Source organism: Oricola sp. (assembly GCF_022763245.1).
Taxonomy (GTDB): domain Bacteria; phylum Pseudomonadota; class Alphaproteobacteria; order Rhizobiales; family Rhizobiaceae; genus Oricola.
Map to the genome: position 1 here is coordinate 272,699 of NZ_JALEGV010000043.1, position 19,121 is coordinate 291,819.

Here is a 19,121-nt window from a genome sequence, read left to right on the forward strand (position 1 = left end):
CCGGCGGTCGTCTGCCCGTCAGGCGATCTTGAAGAGCTTGCGGGCGTTGTCCTCGAAGAACGCCTTCTTGGCGTCCTCGGTGATGTCCATCGCATCGAGCGCGCCGACTTCCTCGGGCACGAACTGCCACGGATAGTCCATCGCGTAGAGCATGCGGTCGACACCGACGACGTCCTGCACGAACTTCACCGGCGGCGCCCAGCCCACACCCGAGGAGGTGTAGTAGAAGTTGTCGCACAGATAGTCCCATGCCCGGCGCTTCAGCGGCCGCACGTTCGGATGACGGTCGGTCGACGAGATGCGGGTGTGCATGAAGTCGACGCGGTAGAGCCAGTAGGGCAGGGCCTCGCCGCAATGGCCGAGGATGATCTGCAGCTTCGGGAAGCGGTCGAACAGGCCGGACACCAACAGGCGCAGGGCATGCAGCCCGGTCTCGCAGGCAAAACCGTAGACGGCGGCGTCGAGCGCGCGGTTGAGGAACGGCTCGATCATCTGCGGCGACGGGGTGTTGGGATGCAGGTAGATCGGCACGTCCAGCGCCTCGGCGGCTTCGAAGACCGGCCAGTATTTCTCGTCGTCGAGATAGGTGCCGAGCGTGTGCGAATTCAGGATGCCGCCGCGCAGGCCCAGCTTGCTGACGCCGCGCTCCAGTTCCTTGGCGGCATTGTCCGGATCGAGCGGGCTGAAGGCGGCGAGACCGACATAGCGGTCGGGATGCTTGGCGATCCCCTCGGCGAGCTGGTCGTTGGCGCTGGCCGCCAGCGCGGTCGCCGTGGCCGGATCGAAGAGCTGCACGCCCGGAGAGCTTAGCGACAGCACCTGCATGTCGATGCCCGAACCATCCATGTCGGCGATGCGGTCGTCGCCGAGCGACTGGATGCGGCGGCGATGGTTGCGCGCCAGCTCGGAATCACCGGTGAAGAAGCCCCAGAGCTGGTTGAAGCCAGGCTCGTTGATGTTCTTCTCCTGGATCTCCTTGATGTAGAGATCCATGATTTCCGGCGGCAGCCAGGCCTCCTCCGTCGCGATCCGCTTGTAGGGCGGCGACGGGTTTCTCGGGGGCATTGCCGGATATCGTTCGGTCATGGCGTGGGCTCCTTGGCTGTAGAAAGGACGGGCGCCGAAAGACGCGAAAGCAGGTAGGCAACCGGGATGGAGGCCAGCGCGACGGCGATGGCCGGAATGCTGCCGGGGGCGAGAGCGGCGGTGCTTCCGCCGATGGCAAGCGCCAGCAACATGGCGCCGATGCGGATCGCGCCGCCGCCATAGGCGCGCCGGTTGGCAAGCACCTCGGCCAGGATGTGGCCGGAGGCCGCCACCGTCACGCAGGAGACGGCAATTTCAAGCCAGCTTCCATGCATCAGCAGCGCCGGGTTGAAGGCGAAGATGAACGGCAGGAGATAGGCGACGACGGCCAGCCGAACGCCGGTGACGCCGGTCTGCCACATGTCGCTGCCGGCGATACTGGCCGCGGAATAGGAGGCGACCGCCACCGGCGGCGTCAGCATCGACAGCAGCCCGAAATAGAAGATGAACAGATGCGCCGACATCATCGGGATGCCGTGGCGGACCAGCGCCGGTGCGAGCAGCACCGAGACGATCACATAGACGCCGGTCGTCGGCATGCCGACACCGAGGATGATGGCGATCACCGCCGTGGCGGCGAGCAGCGCGACCACGCCGCCGACGGCCGCGATCTTGCCGAGCGCCAGGGTGAGCGCGAAGCCGAGCCCGGTGATGTTGATCGTGCCGATGACGATGCCGGCAATGGCGCAGACGAGCAGGATCGGGATCAGCGTCGCGCCGCAGTCGCGGGCAATCTGCGGGATCAGCGCGAGCCGCGGCGCGTCCTTGGGCGCTGCCACGAGATGCAAAAGGAAGGTCGCGCCGGCCGAATAGAGGGCCGCCTTGCCCGGCGAGTAGCCGAGAAAGAACAGGAACCAGATCAGGACGCCGAGCGGCACCAATAGCGGCCAGCTCTTCATCAGGCTGCCGCCGAGCGGCGGAAGGTTCTCGCGCGCCTCGCCCTCAAGGCCGTGGGCGACCGCGAAACGGTCCACCTGCCGGTAGAGGAGATAGTAGTAGAAGGCCGCCGGCAGCGCCGCTGCGATCACCACGTCGGTATAGGCGACCTGCAGGAATTCCGCGATGACGAAGGCGGTCGCGCCCATCACCGGCGGCGCGATCTGGCCGCCATTGGAGGCGACCGCTTCGATCGCCGCGGCGTAGCGGGCCGGGAAGCCGGACTTCTTCATCATCGGGATGGTGACCACCCCGGTCGACATCACGTTGGCAACGGTGGAGCCGGACAGCGTGCCGAACAGCGAGGAGGCGAGGATCGCCACTTTCGCCGGGCCGCCGCGACGGTGGCCCATGGTCGCCATGGCCAGATCCGTCATGATCCGGCTGCCTCCGGCCGCCGTCAGCGTGGCGCCGAAAACGATGAAGCCGAGGATCTGCGTGGCACCGACATTCATCACCAGGCCGGGAATGCCGTTGGTGTCGTTGTAGATATAAAGGAGATAGCGGGCGGGCGTCAGATAGGCCGCCTCGAAGATGCCGGGCGCCATCCAGCCGATGAAGCCGTAGAGCATGAAACACGCGGCGAGTGCCGCGAGCACGAGCCCGCACTGGCGCCGCGTCGCCTCAAGTGCCCCGGCGATCGCGAAGATCGCCGGAACCCATTTTTCGGGGCCGCGATTGAGCGGATCGAGGAGCCAGGCCTCGTAGTTGCGCGCCAGCCAGATCCAGCTGAGAAAGGCGGCCAGACCGAGCAGCCAGTCGAGAATGCGCCACCTGCCGGGCAGCGGCGCCGCCACAAGCCCGGCCGGGATCGCAATCCCGATCATGAGCGCGAGATATTGCTCGGTAATCGGCACAAAGCCGATCCATTCCGGCGCATCGATCATCCAGAGGATGCCGAGCACCGGAAGGATTGCGGCTAGAACGGTCTTCGCCATAGGCCGCCCTTCGGACGTTTGGAGTTGTGTTACTGAGCGACCGCGGCGTCGCGGGCGTCATTTTCCTCGGTCCAGAGGCCCTTCTCCTTGAAGAAGGCCACGGCCGCCGGATGGTAGGGCACCGTGTTGGAGGGAACTGCGAACTTGTCGCGGCTGCCGCTGCGGATCGGCGGATAGTCTTCCTGCAACGCGGGGAACGCTTCGTAGAGCGCTTCCAGGATCGCGGTCGCGGTTTCGTCCGACAGCGATGCGCTGGTCGTCAGGAACACGTCGTAACCGACCACGGTCACCGGTTCGGTGACTTCCGGCAGGCGCGCCGAAGGCTCGACCGGCAGGAGATAGGTGCCCGGATAGATCTCGTTGATGAACTCGCTCGTCGCATTGTCGCCGGTGATCGACAGGTAGCGGATGCCGCCCGGGATCGAAGCGTGGGCCTGCTGGGTGAGCGGGATGCCGACCGCGATGCTGGTCGCGTCGAGATCGCCCTCGGTCAGCGCCTCCATGCCCGGTCCGAGACCTGAAACGGTCACGCCGTCGACGTCGTCGAGGCTGAGGCCGCCGGCCTGGATCATGGCCTGATTGACGAGGCCCACGGCCTTGAGCGCGGAGAAGTCGGTGACGACGCGCTTGCCCTTGAGATCCTTGACCTCTTTCAGGTCACTCTCGGCGCGCACGACGAAGGCGACGCGAAGCGGCCAGAGCCGGGCAAGCATGCGCAGGTCCTTTTGCGCGGCATTGCCATGCTCGCCATTGTAGACCGCGCCGGTGTCGACGCTGGAATTGATGCCGACGGTGAGTTCGCCGTTGGCCACGAGCGGAAGATAGACCGTCGATCCCGCATAGGGCTGAACAGTCGCCTGGCGCTGCATCGCCTCCTGCAATGCCGCGGCCATGCCGCCGCCGACGGAATAATAGAGCGATCCCTGCGGATTGGTGCCGATCGTGATCCGGTTCTGCGCCGACGCGCCATGCGCGGCGAGCCCGACGATTGCTGCAGTTGCCGTAGCGGCAACGAGCTTGACTATCTTGAACATGCTGTCCTCCCTGATGAACGGAGCGAATTTACCACCCCGCGTATACAATGAAAGCCTGCGGTCGAAAAAAACCGTGATCTCCGATCGGTCCTTCGAACAGGCCGCGCGGCCGCGCCGGATCCCCGCCGGCGCGCCTCGCGAGATCTCTTGACCCTACAGACCGAGCAGTCGCTCGGCATTGCCGTGATAGATCTTGTGACGCGTCTCGTCCGAGATGTCGGCGTCCTCGAGCATCTTGATCGTCTCGCGGATATACATCGGCCCGCCTTCCGGATCGAAAGGGGCGTCGGATGCGAACAGCACGTGCTCCTCGCCGAAGAACTCGATCGCATGCTCGATCGCCCGGCGGGAGCCGAACGTCGCCGTATCGGCATAGAAATCCTTGAAATATTCAAGGTGCGGCCGTTTCAGATCCGACAGGATCTCCCGGTAGTTCTTGCCGGTGGTGCGTGCCCCAAGCTGGTCCCATCCGGGCCCGACCCGCCCCTCGAAATAAGGGATCATGCCGCCCGCGTGATGGGTGATCACCTTCAGGCCTTCGCACCGGTCGAACAGCTTTGAGAACACCATGCGGGCCATCGCGGCCGAGGTCTCGTAGGGCCAGCCGAAGGTCCACCAGATCTCGTATTGGGACTCGTCCTCGGTCAGGTAATCCGTGAATTTCGCGCTGCGCGCGGGGTGCAGCCAGACCGGCTTGCCGGCCGCCGCCATGTATTCAAAGAAGGGCAGGAATTCCGGCAAATCCAGCGGTTTGCCGCTGACATTGGTGAAAATCTGCATGCCCAGAGCGCCGAGAGTCTCGACCTGGTAGCGGCATTCCTCCACGAGGCGGTCCGGATTGCTCATCGGCGCGGTGCCGATGAAACCGGGGAAGCGGTCGGGATATTGCCGGCACAGATCGGCCATCGAGTCTGCGCCGATCCGGCTGAGTTCCGCAGCGTCGTCCGGCTCGACGAGATATTCGAGCGGAGGAGACGCCAGCGAGAGAACCTGCTGATACTCCGGCCCGAACATGTCCATCACTTCGAAGCGACGGTCGAGATTGGTCATCATCGGCACGGCTTCCGAGCGCCGGGTGATATGGGTCATCTCGCCGATCTTCTCGCGCAATGCGTCATAAAACGGCGTCGGCCAGATGTGATTGAAAATGTCGATCTTGCGCACCGCAATCCTCCTCCTGCGATCCCGGAGACGTTTCGCTCAACCCTCGATCGCGAAAAATCCCCGTCTCCCCGTTGCGCCCGGTTCCCGGCGGCAAGCCGCCTTTTCGATTGGTTCCGGAACCAAGCGCGCGTGCCGTGTTGTATACATGGAAATGCCGAACGCGAAACGCCTCACTGCGATTTTGTGCACCGGAAAGCGATCCGGCGGCGTCCGGGCATGCCCTTGGCCCGGGTTCGGCCATCGCCGGGATGCCCCTTCGTCAGGGCTGCAGGTCGGCGCGGGCCGCGCGAAAGATCTCGGCGAGTTGTGCGAATTCCTCCGATCGCGCCGACGTCTTCCGCCACGCCAGGACGATGCGGCGCGGGCAGGCTCCCTCGAGCGGAGACAGCGCCACACGCGCGCCGCGTGCCACGCCGGCATCGATCGTCAATTGCGGCAGGAGCGTGATCCCGAGACCCTCTTCGACCATGGAGACGAGCGTGATCAGGCTGGTCGCGGCGAAGCTGTCGTCCTGGGTCGCATGCGCGTCCGGAAACGCGGACAGGGCGTGGCGCTGCAGGCAGTGGCCCTTTTCCAGAAGCAGCAGCTTCTCCCCGGCAAGATCGCCGCCGGTGACGGCGTCACGGTCAGCCAGCCGGTGGCCGGTTGGCATGGCGAGTTGGTAGTCGTCGTCGAAAAGGTCGATCATCTCAAGCCCTTCATGATCGAAGGGCAGGGCGAAGACGATCGCGTCGAGGCGGCCGGCCCTGAGGCCGGCCATCAGGGATTCCGTCAGTTCCTCGCGGACATAGAGGCGCAGTTCGGGAAACCGCTCGCGCACCCGTGGCATCAGTTTCGGCATGAGAAAGGGGCCGACGGTGGGAATGGCGCCGAGCCTGAGGTCACCGCGCAGCGTGCCGGAGAAGCGTTTGGCGGTATCGACGAGTTCGGCGGCGTCGGTGAGGAGCCGGCGCGCCCGGTCGGCGATTTCCGCGCCGACCGGTGTCAGCAGCACCGAGCGCTTGGACCGCTCCGCCAGAGACACGCCGAGCGTCGCCTCCAGTTCCTTGATGCCGTTGGACAGCGTCGACTGGGTGACGTGGCACGCTTCCGCCGCGCGGCCGAAATGCAGCTCGTCGGCAAGCGAAACGAGAAAGCGCAACTGTTGCAGGCTTGGCAGGATCATCACTTTAGCATTCAGGTTATCGATCAGTGTGAGTAAAATAATTCGTTTCTAAAATGAATCAAGAGGGCCCATATCCGTCGTGCAAACGCAAAAGACAACCAGATGAACAAAGGAACACGACGATGACCGACACTGTCGAACGCAAGGGCCCCCGGCTCAACGAACCCGCACCGGACTTCAAGGCCCTGACCACGGACGGCGAGAAGTCGCTCGGCGACTACAAGGGCAAATGGATGATCCTGTTCTCGCACCCGGCCGATTTCACGCCGGTCTGCACGACGGAATTCATCGCCTTCGCCAGGCGCCAGGACGACTTCAAGGCGATGGGCGTCGAACTTCTGGGCCTGTCGATCGACAGCCATTACTCGCACATCGCCTGGGTGCTCTCGATCAAGGAGAAGTTCGGCGTCGAGATCGGGTTCCCGATCATCGCCGACCTGAACATGAAGGTCGCTCATGACTACGGCATGATCCAGCCGGGCGCCTCTGACACGGCGGCGGTGCGTGCAACCTTCATCATCGATCCGAACGGCGTGCTGCGCGCCATGGTCTACTACCCGATGAATGCGGGCCGCTCGGTTGACGAGATCCACCGCCTCGTCGTCGCCCTGCAGACCGCCGACGCCAACAAATGCGCGATGCCGGAAAACTGGAAGCCGGGCGATCCGGTGATCGTTCCGACGCCGGGCACCGTGGCTGCGGCCGAGGCCCGCGCCTCGGAGGGCTACGACACCAGGGACTGGTACTTTTCGACCAGGACCTTGTGATCCGGCCGACGACGAGAGCCCGGATCGCGATCGTGATCCGGGCGTTTCGGTCCATGACAATGAAAGGAGACTGACATGAGTGTTTCGCCGATCGTCGAGAGCTTCTGGGACGAACCGACCGGAAGCTGGCAGTATGTGTTCCACGATCCGAAAACCATGAAAGGCGCCATCGTCGATCCGGTGCTCGACTTCGATCCCGGCTCGGCGTCGACCGGCACCGGGAACGCCGACGCAATCCTGGACTATGTGGAACAGGCCGGAATCGAAATCGTCTGGGTGCTCGACACCCACCCGCATGCCGACCATTTCTCCGCCGCTCCCTATCTGAAGGAGAAGCTTGGCGCGCCCGCCGGCATCGGCGAGCATGTCGTCAAGGTGCAGAAGCTCTGGAAGGACATCTACAACCTTCTGGACGGCTTCCCGACCGACGGCAGCCAATGGGACCACCTGTTCAGGGATGGCGAGGTGTTCCTGGTCGGCACCATTCCGGTGCGCGTCATGTTCTCGCCCGGCCACACCATGGCGTCGATCACCTATGTCGCCGGTGACGCGGCTTTCGTGCATGACACGCTGATGATGCCGGACAGCGGCACCAGCCGGGCGGATTTCCCCGGCGGCGATTCGCACGAACTGTATCGAAGCCTGCAGGCGATCCTCGCCCTGCCGGACGAGACGCGGCTCTTCGTCGGCCATGACTATCGGCCGGATGGCCGGGAGGCCCGCTGCGAGGCGACGGTTGGCGAACACAAGGCCGCCAACATCCATCTGAAAGGCGGGGTCGGCGAGGATGCCTATGTTTCGACGCGCGACAAGCGCGACGCCACGCTGCCCTTGCCGAAGCTGATGCTGGCCGCGCTTCAGGTCAACATTCGTGGCGGGCGCCTGCCGGAGCCCGAAGCCAATGGCGCCGCCTATTTGAAAATCCCGCTGAACCGGTTCAACTAGACCGGTTCGCGGCCCGATCGACCCAGAAAAGGAAGGAGATGCGCCATGGCGCACACGAAGACACTAGCAAATCTGCAGAAGGCCCTGAGCATGGAATTGAGCGCAGCGCATCAATATCAGTTGCATGCGCATGTGCTCGACGACTGGGGCATCAACCGCCTCGCCGACAAGATGCGCGAGGAAATGCAGGAAGAGCTCGGCCATTCCGACGGCTATATCGAGCGCATCATGTTCCTGAAGGGCAACCCGGAACTGGCCTTCGCCAAGCCGCCGGCCCGCGCGCAGTCGCTGATCGACATGTTCGAGACCGATCTGGCCGACGAGAAGGAGGCGATCGAGTTCTACACCGAGGCGGCCAGTCAGGCCGCCGAGGAAGGCGACATCGGATCGCGCGTCCTGTTCGAGAAGATCGTGCTCGACGAGGAGGGCCACATGTCATGGCTCGAATTGCAGCTCGACCTGATCGGGCGCATGGGAGAGCCGGCCTATGTCGCCAAGCACATCTCCGCGCCGGGCGAACACGAGGACGATTGACCGCCTCGCCGGGGCGCTTGCCCACGCTTGATGATAGAAAACCCCGGGGGCGTCCGCCCCCGGGGTTTTCATCTGTCCGAAGTCCTTCAGGCGCCGGGTCAGCGATCCGAAGGCGTATCCTCCTCGGTCAGCAGGCGGTCCTGCTGCAACTCCAGCCACATCGCGTTCACGACTGCGAAAAGGGCGGCGACGGGCAGGCCGAGAAGCCAGGCGAAATACCACATGGTGTTTGTCTCCTTGCGATCAGTAGACGCTGTCGCTGTTGGCCGTCACGTCTTCCTCCGTCACCTTGCCCCACAGCACCTTGTAGACCCAGGCGGTGTAGAGAAGGATGATCGGCATGAAGATGACGGTCACGACCAGCATGACGAACAGCGTCAGATGAGAGGATGATGCGTCCCAGACCGTGAGCGACGATCGCGGATCGATCGAGGACGGCAGGATGAACGGGAACATGGTCAGCCCGACGGTCGAGATGACCCCGAGGATGCCGAGCTTCGACCACAGGAGCGCGGAGACCTCGCCGCTGGAGCGCAGGGCGCGAACGGCCATCGCCATGCCGGCGAAGCCGAGCACCGGCGCGATCGCGATCCACGGCCGCGCGCCGTAGGCCGAAAGCCAGCTGCCGCCCTTGATCACTTCCGAATGCAGCGGGTTGGAATGCCCCGCCACATCGGCACCCACAAGCGTGTATCCGTCGATGCCGAAGGCGAGCCAGACGCCGGCGAGCGCGAAGCCGGCCATCGCGACGAGGCCCATCCACGTGCCGATGGCGCGCGCCCGGGCGGCGATCGCGCCGTCGGTCTTGACGACGAGCCAGGCGGCGCCATGCATCAGCAGCATGCCGAAGGAGACCACGCCGGCCAGGATGGCGAAGGGGTTCAGCAGACCGAGGAACTTCGCGTAGAACGCGCCCTCGTAGATCGGGAACAGATCCTCGGTCAGCCGGAACGGCACGCCCTGCAGGACGTTGCCGACCGCGACGCCGAAGATCAGCGCCGGCACGGCGCCGCCGACGAACAGCGCCCAGTCCCAGCCGGACCGCCATGCGGCGCTGGTGCGCTTGGAGCGGTACTTGAACCCGACCGGCCGCAGGATGAGCGCGGCCAGCACGGCGAACATTGCCAGGTAGAAGCCCGAGAAGGACACCGCATAGAGCGGCGGCCATGCGGCGAAGATCGCCCCGCCGCCGAGGATGAACCAGACCTGGTTGCCTTCCCAGACCGGGCCGACGGTGTTGATGGTGACGCGGCGCTCCGTGTCGGTTTTGGCGACGAAGGGCAATAGCGCCCCGACGCCCATGTCGAAACCGTCCGTCAGCGCGAAGCCGATCAGCAGGACGCCGAGCAGCAGCCACCAGATGACGCGAAGCAGTTCGAAACTGATGAGTTCATGAAGGATCATGGGTCTTACTCCGCAGGAAGGGCGCCCGGCACATTGCCGTCATGGGTGCGCAGGCGATGTTCGTGACGGGCCATCCATGCATCCGTTTCGGCGACGTCCATGTAGGGTCCCTTGCGGATGTATTTGATCATCAGCCCCATCTCGATGACGAACAGCACCGAGTAGAAGGTGACGAAACCGGCCAGCGTGATGAGCAGGTCTCCGACGCTCAGATGCGAGACGGACAGCGCGGTCGGCAGGACGCCGTCCACCGTCCAGGGCTGGCGCCCGAATTCGGCGACGAACCAGCCCAGCTCCGCGGCAAGCCACGGCGTCGGGATGATCGCGACCCCGAAGAACAGCGCCCAGCGCGGGAACTGCATCCGCTTGAAGGAGGCGAGGTAGAAGAAATAGGCCATCACCGCGATGAAGGAGAAGCCGAGGCCGACCATGATGCGGAAGGCCCAGAACAGCGGCCAGACCGTCGGGACGGTGTCGTTGGCCGCCATGAGGATCTGTTCCTCGGTGGCCTGGCGCGGGTCGTCCACATAGCGGCGCAAAAGGAAGGCGAAACCGAGATCGGCGCTGTGCTCCTCGAAGGTCTCGCGGATCTCCTGCGGCGCCTCGTCCCGTTCGTTGCGGATGGTGACGAGTGCGTCATAGGCGATCATGCCCGAGCGGATGCGCTCCTCCGCCGTCTCGACGAGTTCGTCGATGCCGGGAATGACCGTAGTCAGCGAGCGCGTTCCGATCAGCCCCATCGCGAAGGGGATGTGGATCGCGTATTTGGTTTCGCGGGCTTCCTGGTCGGGAATGCCGAACAGCGTGAACTGCGCCGGCGCCGGCTCCGTCTCCCACATCGCCTCGATAGCGGCGAGCTTCATCTTCTGCGAGTGGGTGGCCGAATAGCCGGACTCGTCGCCGAGCACGACGACCGAGAGCGCCGAAGCAAGGCCGAAGCTCGCGGCGACCGCGATCGAGCGGCGCGCCAGTTCCTCATGCCGGCCCTTCAGCAGGTACCAGGAGGACACGCCGAGCACGAAGACGGCGGCGGTGACATAGCCCGCCGACACGGTGTGCACGAACTTCGCCTGGGCGACCTCGTTGAAGAGCACCTCGTAGAAGGAGGTCATCTCCATGCGCATCGTCATCGGATTGAATTCCGCGCCGACCGGGTTCTGCATCCAGCCATTGGCGATGAGGATCCACAGCGCCGAGAAGTTGGAGCCGATGGCCACCAGCCAGGCGACGACCATGTGCGACACCTTGGACAATTTGTCCCAGCCGAAGAAGAACAGCCCGACGAAGGTCGCCTCCAGGAAGAAGGCCATCAGGCCCTCGATGGCGAGCGGCGCGCCGAAGATGTCGCCGACATAGTGGCTGTAATAGCTCCAGTTCATGCCGAACTGGAATTCCATCGTGATCCCGGTGGCGACACCCAGCACGAAGTTGATCCCGAACAGGGTGCCCCAGAACTTCGTCATCTGACGCCAGATCGGCCGATCGGTCATGACATAGACCGTCTCCATGATGGCGACGATGATCGACAGTCCGAGGGTCAGCGGGACGAAGAGGAAATGATACATCGCCGTCATCGCGAATTGCAGGCGAGACAGCTCAACGACATCGAGCTCCATCTTGCATTCCTTTCAAAATAAACATGCATCTTCAGTGCATGTTTTCATTTCGTCTGATCGCAGCTGCGCGCGCACGAAACATTGACACAAATCAATCCGACCCGTGGCGCTGGCCTCCGACCGGCGAAAGCGTGTGGATCCGGTCGACGAATTCGCGTTCGGCGGCGCGATGCGAGGCGAGGAGAATGGCCGCGTCGGGCAGATAGCGGCGCATCCCCTCCAGCACCCGCTTCGCCGTCGTGCGGTCCAGACCTTCGGTCGGCTCGTCGAGCAGCAGCAGCGTCGGATGGCGCAGCAACGCCCGTGCGAGGGCGAGGCGTCGGCTTTCACCCCCCGACAGGCCGGCACCGGCCTCGCCGAGCCGGCTGTCGAGCCCGCCACGTTCCGCGATCACCGTGTCGAGGGCGACCGCGGCCAGCACCGCCCAAGCGTCGCGATCCTCAAGGCCGGGCCTCGCCAGCGCCAGCGCCTCGCGGATGCTGCCGCTCAGGAGCGCGCTTCGTTGCGGCAGCAGCGTCACGGCCCCGCGCAGCTCCGGCTCGTTCCAGTTTTCCAGGGGAAACCCGCCGATCGCGATCGATCCGTCGTCGGGCGCGACCATGCGGGTGGCGAGTTGCAGGATCGTCGTCTTGCCGCTGCCGCTCGGCCCGACCAGTGCCACGGCCTCGCCCGGTGCGACCGTAAGAAAGAAATGGTCCACGATCGGCGCGGCGGCGCCATCATGGGTGAAGCAGACGTCATCCATCGACAGAGCGGCATCCGAGGCAGGCGCGGAGGCTGGGACAGACGCCTTGTTCGAAGGTGCGGCGTCGGGAGTTTGCAGCATACGTTCGACGCGCCTGGCGGCGTCCGTCATCCGACCGATCTCCGCCATGCCGCGCCGCAGCGGGGCCAGCGTCTCGGCGAGCGCAAGCGTCGCGAAGAAGCCGAGCGCCGCAAGTGCCGGATCGATGACGCCGCGTTCGGCGAGCAGGGCGCCGACGAGCAGCGCACCGGCCGTCGCGATCGTCTCCGTCACTGAAAGAACGAAGCCGCCGGCGCGCTCCATCCGGTCGATCTGGCCAAGGCTGTCGCGCATCCGCTCTTCGGCCGTCATGACATGCGCGGCGCGCGCTCCAATCTTTCCGAACACGGCAAGCTCGGTGCGCGCCTGCAGGAGATCGACCACGCGCATGCGAAACGCATTGAGCGCGAGACGGCTGCGCCGCGACGGGCGACGCGAGCGCCAGGCCACGAAACCCAGCGCTGCGGCCGCCCCCGGAACGTAGCTCGCGATGAGCCAGACCACGAGCGCGCGATCCACGAGGAACCACAACACGGCCGCCGTCGCCACGAGTGTCGTTACCGCGGCCACGATCGGAATGAACAGGCGCAAGGCGATGCCGTCGAGCGCGTCGACGTCGCGGGTGATGCGATTGAGCTGTTCCGAGGCCCTGAGCGCCGGCAGGCGCGAGAAAGGCGAACGCGCCAGTCCCGCCAGCAGTTGCACCCGAAGCCGGGCAAGGCTGCGCAGCGTCGCGTCGTGAGTGAGGATGCGTTCGCCATAGCGCGCCGCCGTGCGCCCGAGCGCGAGGAACCGCACGCCGGCACTCGGCCGGAACATGTCGAACATCAACCCGGCGCCGGCCAGCCCGGCGATGCCGGCGGCGGTGATGAACCAGCCCGACAGGCCGAGCAGGGCAATGCCGGCGACCAGAACGACGACCGAGAGCGCGGCGCCACGGAGTAGCGACCACCATTCCTGCGCCCAGATGCGCCGGACGATCGGAAACAGCGCCCTCATTGCGGCGTCTCCAGGCTGACGATGCGGTCCATCCGCCGCGCCAGCGCCATGTCGTGCGTCGCCACGATGAGCGTCGCGCCGCGCGCCGCCAGTGCCAGAAGGCCTTCCGTGACCGCCGCCGCCGTTTCGGCATCCAGGTCGGCGGTCGGCTCGTCGGCGAGAACGATGTCGGCGTGCGAATTGAGCGCCCGCGCCACCGTAAGGCGCCGCGCCTCGCCGCCGGACACGCCGTGACCGGTTTCGCCGAGCCGCGTATCGAGCCCGCGTGGCAGCGCCGACACGATGCCGTCGGCCGAAGCCTGCGCCAGCGCGTCATGCAAGCGCTCATCGTCGCGGGTCGTCGCGGACATCAGGAGGTTGGCGCGCAGGCTTTCGGTGAAGAAATGCGGCGTCTGGCCGATCCAGCTCAATCGCGCGCGCCATGCATCGGCGGTTGCGTCGTCGAGCGATTCGCCCGCCACGGTGATCGTGCCGCCTGCGGCCGGCGCCAACCCGGCGAGGAGCGCCAGCAGCGTCGTTTTGCCGCTGCCGCTAGGGCCGGTCAGAGCGACGGTCGCGCCTGCTTCGGCCTCGAAATCGGGAAAGGGGATCTCGCGGCCGCTCGGCGTCGTCCAGCGCAGCGCGGCGACACGCAAGGTGGCCGGCCCGGGCAGCGGTGTGCCGTCCATGCCTTCCCCGACAATGTCGATCTTCGCCTCTGCCTCCAGGTCTGCGATCTCGCCGGCCACGGCGAGGGCCGCGGCCTTGTCGTGCCAGGCGGCGGCGAGGTCCCGCAGCGGCTGGAAGAAATCCGGCGCCAGGAGCAGCAGGAAGATGCCTTCGCTGACGGTCAGCGGCGTCGCCCAGGCTCCGAAACCCAGTTCGCCGATCAGCGCGAAACCGACATAGACGGCGATCAGTGCCACGCCGATTGCCGAGAACAGTTCCAGCACAGTCGAGGACAGGAACGCGATGCGCAACACGTCCATCGTCTGGCGGCGGAGGCTGTCGGCAGACGCCTGGAAATCGGCGACGGTGCGCCCCGTCGCGTCCAGCAGGCGCAGGTCGGTCAGCGCTCGAATGCGCTCCATCAGGAGCGCGTTCATCGAGCCGATTTCCTGCATCTGCTTCTCGCTGGCGTCGCGCGCTGCAAGGCCGACGAGAGCCATGAAGACCGGGATCAGCGGTCCGGCGACGAGCAGGATGAAAGCGGCCGTCCAGGAGAAGGGGAACGACACGGAGAGGATCGCCAGCGGCACGATCCGTGTGCGCGTCATCGCCGGTGCGTAGCGTGTCAGATAAGGCGCGACGAGGTCCAGCTTGTCGGCGGCGAGGCTGGCGATCTCGGCCGAGGAAAAGCGCCCGGTCGCGATCGGAGATCGGCGGCTTTGCGCGGACAGGAGGGCGGCCCGCTCGTGCGCGATCGCGTCCTCGGACGCGAGGAAGGCGAGGCGGCCGGCAACGGAGGAAAGCCCCGCGCGCAGCACGCCGATCGCCAGGAAGGCCGCGCTTTCCGCCCATGGTCCGAGCAAGGCCCGTTCTCCGGCGATCAGGGCACCCAGCAGCATGGCGACGATGCCCGCCTGGGCAATCCACAGCAGGGCCGCAAGCACCGACAGAAACGAGGCCAGCGCGAGCTTTCCGCGCACCGGCGCAAGCATTGCGGCCAGCCGCGCAGCGCCTCTCGCCTTCCGTTCTTCCTCGGTCTCGTTCATTCAGGGTGACGTCTTATTGGTGCATTTCAAATACATCAATAATCCCGTTGCCAACGCGTCCCATGATCTCGATCAAACGAGCGCTTCCAGCCGCGCGCTTGTCATGTGCCCGGCACACGCATGCGTGGCAATGCGGCATGTTCGCCGGTCAGCAAACCGCTTGACAAGCGCGGCCCGAATGCGGGACACAAACTGCGCGATAGGTTGCCGGGCGTTGAACGCCAGGCATTAAAAGGGAACACGGTGAGGCGTACCCATTAGGGACCAAAACCGTGGCTGCCCCCGCAACTGTAAGCGGAGAGCGATCGCCCGAAAGCCACTGGCCTTGCGGCCGGGAAGGTGGGCGAAAGCGTTGACCCGCGAGCCAGGAGACCTGCCCTCGCAACGGATGCTTTGCCGCATCCACAACCGTGACCGGACGCCGGGGTGAGCGTCTGGCGGTAAGACGGGCAGGCGGAATCTCATTTTGCTCAGGCCCGGCTTGGCGCCAACTTTCCCTGTTGTCCTTTCCGAAAACCCCGCTGTGGCGGGAATACTGGAGAGACGACACATGCAACTTCCAAAGAAAATGGCGGCTTCGTTGGCCGCAGTCTGCCTGACGGCCTCGGCCGCACAGGCGCATTTCCAGCTTGTCTACGCGGAGACCCCGCAGATCGAAGCCGCCGGCGACGTGCCGCTGAAGCTGATCTTCTGGCATCCCTTCGAAAACGGCCATGTCATGGACATGGGAACGCCGCTGGAATTCTTCGCCGTGCATCGCGGCGAGAAGATCGACCTGATGGACACGCTGAAGGAGGCGACCTTCACCGGCGCACAGAATGCAGCCGCCGCCTACGACGCCTCTGTCCCGGTCAAGCGGTCCGGCGACTACGTGCTGGTTCTCAATCCCGCGCCCTATTACGAGGAAAGCGAGGACCTCTACATCCAGCAGGTCACGAAGGCCTATCTCAACCGCAACGAACTGCCGACCGACTGGATGGAGCCGCAAGGGCTGGAGACGGAGATCCTGCCGCTCAACAGGCCAACCAACATCATCACTGGTTCCACTTTCACCGGGCGCGTTCTGTCGAATGGCGAACCTGTCGCCGGAGCGGAAATCGAGATCGAGTACATGGCCGCCGAGCCGGACATGGCGGCCAACACGCCGAAGGAGCCGGTCGCCAGCCCGATGCCGGGGGGAACGGTCGTCGCGATGTCGGATGATGACGGCTATTTCACCTTCGGCATTCCGAAGGCCGGCTATTGGGGCTTCGCTGCGCTCGGCACCGGCCCTCGGACGGAATACGAGGGCAAGGAACTCAGCCAGGACGCGGTGATCTGGATCCGCGCCTACGACATCGAATAGGGGCGGGGCCGATGCATATCGTTGACGGCGCGCTTTCAAGCCCGGTGGTCATCGGCGGCACGCTCCTTGCCGTCGGAGGCATCGCCCTGGGGCTGCGCAAGCTCCCGATGGAGAAGATCCCGGCCGCAGGCGTGCTTTCGGCCACCTTCTTCGTCGCCTCGCTGGTTCACGTGCCCATCGGCCCGTCTTCCGTCCATCTCATCATGAACGGCCTTGCCGGGCTCGTCCTCGGCTGGGCCGCCTTTCCCGCATTGTTTGTCGGCCTGCTGCTGCAGGCGGTCTTCTTCGGGTTCGGCGGCCTGACGGTGCTCGGCGTCAACACGCTCAACATCGCGTTGCCCGCCGTCATCGTGCATTTCGTCTGCCGGGCCGGCGTGCGGTCTGTTTCTCCGATGGCGGCCGCAATCTGGGGCGGCATTGGGGGCGGTCTCGCGATCGCGCTGACCACCGGGGCTGTCGCGATCGCGCTCGCCTTGTCTGGCGAGGAGTTCCTGCCGGCGGCCAAGCTCGTCTTCTTCGCCCATATCCCGGTGATGGCCATCGAAGCGCTGCTTACGGCAGCCGCCGTCTATCTGGCCCGCAGGGTCAAGCCGGAACTGTTTGGCGTGCTCGACGCGCCGGGAGGTATGTCATGAAGTCCCGTTTTCCGTTTTTCGCGCTGACGATGCTGCTTCTCGTCACGCCGGCGCATGCCCACAAGGTCATCGCGTCGGTCTTTGCCAGCGGTGACGTGATCGAAGGCGAGATCGGCTTTTCCAACGGCGACATGGCCGTCGATGCGCTGGTCGAGGTGTTCGACGGCGAGGGCAATCGGCTCGGTGAAACGCGCACCGACGAAGACGGGTTCTTCACCTACAGGCCGGCGGCAGACGTGAAGCATGTCTTCAAGGCCAATCTCGGCGCCGGCCATGTCGCGGAGGTGGCGATGGAGGAAGCCGAAGTCGCCAGGATCATGGGCAAGGCCGCGCCGGAGAAGAAACCGGCGAAGGCCGGGGTCGCGGCCGAAGACCCTGCGCCGGATGCGCTCGCCGGCGCCGTCACGGTCGCCTCGCTGACCGACGAGGAGCGCGAGGCCATCGCCGAAGCCGTGCGCGACGAAACGCGGTCGCTGCGTCGCGAGATCGCCGCCTACAAGGAGAAGAACGACTTCCAGACGATCCTGGGCGGGATCGGCTACATCGCCGGGCTGTTCGGGCTGGGTTTCTATCTCGCCGCGCGGCGCAAGGTGCAGGGCTGAGACATGGGCCACGTCCTCACAGGCAGCGAAAAGACACTGGGCGCAAGCGCCGTCTCGACCGCGGCCGGTTTCATGGGCGCGATCGATCCGCGGCTGCGGATCGTCGCCGCAGCGGCCTTCGCGGTCGTTGTTGTCGCCTGCAACTGGATGCCCGTGCTGATCCTCGGGCTCGCCGTTTCCGTCGGCGTGATGCTGGCGATGCAACTGCCGGTCGGCCGGACGCTGAAACGCATGGCGGCGATGGACAGCTTCATCATCTTCATGCTGGTCCTGCTGCCCTTCACCATGCCCGGCGAGCCGGTCTTCACGCTGTGGGGCCTGGAAGCGAGTTGGGAAGGGCTCTTCAAGGCGATCGCGATCGCGCTCAAGGCCAATGCCGTCATCCTGATGCTGATGGTCCTCGTCGGCACGATGGAACCCGTGACGTTGGGCCACGCGCTGCATGCGCTGCGCGTGCCGGCCGCGCTGGTGCACCTGCTCCTGTTCACCATTCGATACATCGAGGTGCTGCACGCGGAATACTCCCGGCTTCGCATGGCGATGAAGGCGCGCGGGTTTCGGCCAACCAGTTCGATGCACACCTATCGCAGCTTCGGCTATCTGGTCGGCATGATGCTGGTTCGCGCGCTTGAGCGTTCCGAGCGCATTCTCGACGCCATGAAATGCCGCGGCTTCACGGGAACGATCCCGCTGCTCGCGAAATTCGAACTGACCGGTCGCGACGCCGCGTTCGCGGTGGCGATGGGCGGCGTGATTGTCATGCTCGCCGCAATGGAGCTCGCGCATGTCCTTGTTTGAACTCTCCGACATCCGCTTCGCCTATCCCGGTCATCCGCCGGTGCTGGACGGTGCTGCCCTGGCCTTGGCTGAGGGTGAGCGGCTCTGCATCACCGGCCATAACGGGGCGGGCAAGTCCACGCTCCTCCGGATCATGGTCGGCTTGCTGGCGCCGTCGGCGGGCCGGATTATCGCCTTCGGGCAGGAGCGTAGGGCGGAAGCGGATTATCACGAGGTGCGCCGGCGCGCCGGCCTCGTGTTCCAGGACGCCGACGATCAACTCTTCTGTCCGACTGTGGCCGAAGACATCGCCTTCGGACCGCTCAATCTCGGCAAGTCACGCGAGGAGGCGTTGGAGATCGTCGAGACGGTGCTGCGTCAACTCGACCTGCTGGCGTTTCGCGACCGGATCACCCACAAGCTCTCCGGCGGCGAAAAGCGCCTGATCGCTCTGGCGTCGGTTCTCGCGATGGAGCCGGATGTCCTGCTCCTCGACGAACCGACCAATGCGCTCGACGAAACCAACGAGCATCGCCTGACGGAAATCCTTCTGGCGCTGCCCCAGGCCATGGTGGTGGTGTCGCACGATCCGCACTTTCGCCGGAAGATCGCGACACGCACCTTGCGCCTGGCCGACGGCAAGCTGGCCGAGCCGGACCCTGTCTGTCGCAACGCCGTCTGACCGGGCGCCGAAAA

At 65.3% G+C, this 19,121-nt stretch carries 18 protein-coding genes and 1 riboswitch; of the genes, 8 read left to right on the top strand and 10 right to left on the bottom strand.

Features of this window, described 5'->3' with window-relative positions; genetic code table 11:
* Positions 1-18: 18 nt before the first annotated feature.
* The 5 genes from MRY80_RS26605 to MRY80_RS26625 form a co-directional block, all read right to left on the bottom strand.
* On the bottom strand, positions 19-1,086 hold the full coding sequence (locus MRY80_RS26605) for an amidohydrolase family protein (protein ID WP_293294815.1): 1,068 nt from the start codon (positions 1,084-1,086) through the stop codon (positions 19-21).
* Positions 1,083-2,960 (bottom strand): TRAP transporter fused permease subunit, encoded by a 1,878-nt coding sequence (locus MRY80_RS26610; RefSeq protein WP_293294817.1) that lies wholly within the window; start codon positions 2,958-2,960, stop codon positions 1,083-1,085. Before MRY80_RS26610 ends, MRY80_RS26605 begins: the two co-directional genes overlap by 4 nt.
* A gap of 29 nt (positions 2,961-2,989) precedes the next feature.
* Complete coding sequence (locus MRY80_RS26615) at positions 2,990-3,994, bottom strand: TAXI family TRAP transporter solute-binding subunit (protein ID WP_293294818.1); 1,005 nt, start codon at positions 3,992-3,994, stop codon at positions 2,990-2,992.
* Between the two features lie 153 nt (positions 3,995-4,147).
* On the bottom strand, positions 4,148-5,158 hold the full coding sequence (locus MRY80_RS26620; protein WP_293294820.1) for an amidohydrolase family protein: 1,011 nt from the start codon (positions 5,156-5,158) through the stop codon (positions 4,148-4,150).
* A gap of 259 nt (positions 5,159-5,417) precedes the next feature.
* The gene (locus MRY80_RS26625) at positions 5,418-6,323 is read right to left on the bottom strand and encodes a hydrogen peroxide-inducible genes activator (protein WP_293294822.1); all 906 of its coding nucleotides are present in this window, start codon (positions 6,321-6,323) and stop codon (positions 5,418-5,420) included.
* Positions 6,324-6,445: 122 nt separating this feature from the next.
* Between MRY80_RS26625 and MRY80_RS26630 the strand changes: the two genes are divergently transcribed.
* From MRY80_RS26630 to MRY80_RS26640, 3 genes are all read left to right on the top strand, one after another.
* Entirely contained in the window at positions 6,446-7,090 is a 645-nt protein-coding gene (locus MRY80_RS26630; protein WP_293294824.1) for a peroxiredoxin, read from the top strand.
* 75 nt (positions 7,091-7,165) lie between these two features.
* Positions 7,166-8,035, top strand: a complete 870-nt coding sequence (locus MRY80_RS26635) for an MBL fold metallo-hydrolase (protein WP_293294826.1) — start codon at positions 7,166-7,168, stop codon at positions 8,033-8,035.
* A 45-nt stretch (positions 8,036-8,080) separates the two neighbouring features.
* Positions 8,081-8,569 (top strand): bacterioferritin, encoded by a 489-nt coding sequence (locus MRY80_RS26640; RefSeq protein ID WP_293294828.1) that lies wholly within the window; start codon positions 8,081-8,083, stop codon positions 8,567-8,569.
* Between the two features lie 98 nt (positions 8,570-8,667).
* Here the strand turns inward: MRY80_RS26640 and cydX are convergent, their stop codons facing one another.
* From cydX to cydD, 5 genes are all read right to left on the bottom strand, one after another.
* Positions 8,668-8,793, bottom strand: a complete 126-nt coding sequence (gene cydX / locus MRY80_RS26645; RefSeq protein WP_293294830.1) for a cytochrome bd-I oxidase subunit CydX — start codon at positions 8,791-8,793, stop codon at positions 8,668-8,670.
* 19 nt (positions 8,794-8,812) lie between these two features.
* Positions 8,813-9,973: a cytochrome d ubiquinol oxidase subunit II gene (cydB, locus tag MRY80_RS26650; RefSeq protein ID WP_293294832.1), complete on the bottom strand. Its 1,161-nt coding sequence runs from the start codon at positions 9,971-9,973 to the stop codon at positions 8,813-8,815.
* 5 nt (positions 9,974-9,978) lie between these two features.
* Positions 9,979-11,589, bottom strand: coding sequence for a cytochrome ubiquinol oxidase subunit I (locus MRY80_RS26655; RefSeq protein ID WP_293294834.1), 1,611 nt, complete (start codon positions 11,587-11,589; stop codon positions 9,979-9,981).
* A gap of 91 nt (positions 11,590-11,680) precedes the next feature.
* Positions 11,681-13,372, bottom strand: coding sequence for a thiol reductant ABC exporter subunit CydC (gene cydC, locus MRY80_RS26660; RefSeq protein WP_293294835.1), 1,692 nt, complete (start codon positions 13,370-13,372; stop codon positions 11,681-11,683).
* On the bottom strand, positions 13,369-15,066 hold the full coding sequence (gene cydD, locus MRY80_RS26665) for a thiol reductant ABC exporter subunit CydD (RefSeq protein ID WP_293294837.1): 1,698 nt from the start codon (positions 15,064-15,066) through the stop codon (positions 13,369-13,371). Before cydD ends, cydC begins: the two co-directional genes overlap by 4 nt.
* A 184-nt stretch (positions 15,067-15,250) precedes the next feature.
* Positions 15,251-15,462, top strand: a riboswitch (cobalamin riboswitch).
* A gap of 154 nt (positions 15,463-15,616) precedes the next feature.
* Here cydD and MRY80_RS26670 point away from each other — a divergent pair.
* Genes MRY80_RS26670 through MRY80_RS26690 form a run of 5 tightly spaced genes read left to right on the top strand, consistent with a single transcriptional unit; the run spans position 15,617 to position 19,107 of the window.
* The gene (locus MRY80_RS26670; protein ID WP_293294839.1) at positions 15,617-16,411 is read left to right on the top strand and encodes a DUF4198 domain-containing protein; all 795 of its coding nucleotides are present in this window, start codon (positions 15,617-15,619) and stop codon (positions 16,409-16,411) included.
* A gap of 11 nt (positions 16,412-16,422) precedes the next feature.
* The gene (cbiM, locus tag MRY80_RS26675; protein WP_293294841.1) at positions 16,423-17,046 is read left to right on the top strand and encodes a cobalt transporter CbiM; all 624 of its coding nucleotides are present in this window, start codon (positions 16,423-16,425) and stop codon (positions 17,044-17,046) included.
* Positions 17,043-17,648, top strand: coding sequence for a cobalt ABC transporter permease (locus tag MRY80_RS26680; RefSeq protein WP_293294843.1), 606 nt, complete (start codon positions 17,043-17,045; stop codon positions 17,646-17,648). The genes cbiM and MRY80_RS26680 overlap by 4 nt, the downstream gene beginning before the upstream one ends.
* 3 nt (positions 17,649-17,651) lie before the next feature.
* Positions 17,652-18,446: a cobalt ECF transporter T component CbiQ gene (cbiQ, locus tag MRY80_RS26685; RefSeq protein ID WP_293294844.1), complete on the top strand. Its 795-nt coding sequence runs from the start codon at positions 17,652-17,654 to the stop codon at positions 18,444-18,446.
* The gene (locus tag MRY80_RS26690; RefSeq protein ID WP_293294846.1) at positions 18,433-19,107 is read left to right on the top strand and encodes an ABC transporter ATP-binding protein; all 675 of its coding nucleotides are present in this window, start codon (positions 18,433-18,435) and stop codon (positions 19,105-19,107) included. Before cbiQ ends, MRY80_RS26690 begins: the two co-directional genes overlap by 14 nt.
* Positions 19,108-19,121 lie beyond the last annotated feature (14 nt).

Coding starts and splice junctions, on each gene's coding strand:
- MRY80_RS26605 (WP_293294815.1), bottom strand. CDS start 1,086: ATGACCGAACGATATCCGGCAATGCCCCCGAGAAACCCGTCGCCGCCC.
- MRY80_RS26610 (WP_293294817.1), bottom strand. CDS start 2,960: ATGGCGAAGACCGTTCTAGCCGCAATCCTTCCGGTGCTCGGCATCCTC.
- MRY80_RS26615 (WP_293294818.1), bottom strand. CDS start 3,994: ATGTTCAAGATAGTCAAGCTCGTTGCCGCTACGGCAACTGCAGCAATC.
- MRY80_RS26625 (WP_293294822.1), bottom strand. CDS start 6,323: ATGATCCTGCCAAGCCTGCAACAGTTGCGCTTTCTCGTTTCGCTTGCC.
- MRY80_RS26630 (WP_293294824.1), top strand. CDS start 6,446: ATGACCGACACTGTCGAACGCAAGGGCCCCCGGCTCAACGAACCCGCA.
- MRY80_RS26635 (WP_293294826.1), top strand. CDS start 7,166: ATGAGTGTTTCGCCGATCGTCGAGAGCTTCTGGGACGAACCGACCGGA.
- MRY80_RS26640 (WP_293294828.1), top strand. CDS start 8,081: ATGGCGCACACGAAGACACTAGCAAATCTGCAGAAGGCCCTGAGCATG.
- cydX (WP_293294830.1), bottom strand. CDS start 8,793: ATGTGGTATTTCGCCTGGCTTCTCGGCCTGCCCGTCGCCGCCCTTTTC.
- cydB (WP_293294832.1), bottom strand. CDS start 9,973: ATGATCCTTCATGAACTCATCAGTTTCGAACTGCTTCGCGTCATCTGG.
- MRY80_RS26655 (WP_293294834.1), bottom strand. CDS start 11,589: ATGGAGCTCGATGTCGTTGAGCTGTCTCGCCTGCAATTCGCGATGACG.
- cydC (WP_293294835.1), bottom strand. CDS start 13,372: ATGAGGGCGCTGTTTCCGATCGTCCGGCGCATCTGGGCGCAGGAATGG.
- cydD (WP_293294837.1), bottom strand. CDS start 15,066: ATGAACGAGACCGAGGAAGAACGGAAGGCGAGAGGCGCTGCGCGGCTG.
- MRY80_RS26670 (WP_293294839.1), top strand. CDS start 15,617: ATGCAACTTCCAAAGAAAATGGCGGCTTCGTTGGCCGCAGTCTGCCTG.
- cbiM (WP_293294841.1), top strand. CDS start 16,423: ATGCATATCGTTGACGGCGCGCTTTCAAGCCCGGTGGTCATCGGCGGC.
- MRY80_RS26680 (WP_293294843.1), top strand. CDS start 17,043: ATGAAGTCCCGTTTTCCGTTTTTCGCGCTGACGATGCTGCTTCTCGTC.
- cbiQ (WP_293294844.1), top strand. CDS start 17,652: ATGGGCCACGTCCTCACAGGCAGCGAAAAGACACTGGGCGCAAGCGCC.
- MRY80_RS26690 (WP_293294846.1), top strand. CDS start 18,433: ATGTCCTTGTTTGAACTCTCCGACATCCGCTTCGCCTATCCCGGTCAT.